The organism is Paraburkholderia sp. SIMBA_054, from assembly GCF_046534875.1.
Lineage (GTDB): Bacteria > Pseudomonadota > Gammaproteobacteria > Burkholderiales > Burkholderiaceae > Paraburkholderia > Paraburkholderia hospita.
Window position 1 is genome coordinate 1 of record NZ_JAWRXV010000441.1, and the last position, 325, is coordinate 325.

Consider the following 325-nt stretch of genomic DNA (forward strand, 5'->3'; position numbering starts at 1 on the left):
GCGCCTGCCGGGCGTGGGCATCTCGATCGGCTTGACCCGCCTGTTCTGGCAGTTGCGCGAGGCCGGGCTGATCGCCGGCATCGAGGACAGCAGCGTGCAGGCGATGGTGGCGCTGATGGACGAGGGCCAGCTGGGCGAGTCGCTGGACATCGCCCGCCGCCTGCGTGCGGCCGGGATCAACACCGAAGTGCAGATGGAGCCGAAGAAGGTCGGCAAGCAGTTCCAGTACGCCTCCAAGGCCGGCATCCGCTTCGTGGTGCTGGCCGGCGACGACGAGCGCGCGCGCGGGGTGGTGGCGGTGAAGGACCTGGTTCGCGAGCAGCAG

1 protein-coding gene is annotated in these 325 nt (G+C 70.2%); it reads left to right on the forward strand.

Going from position 1 to position 325, the window contains the following annotated elements; genetic code table 11:
• Positions 1-325, forward strand: a 325-nt coding sequence (locus SB822_RS55820) for a His/Gly/Thr/Pro-type tRNA ligase C-terminal domain-containing protein (protein WP_410858941.1), incomplete at both ends; no start/stop codon positions are given.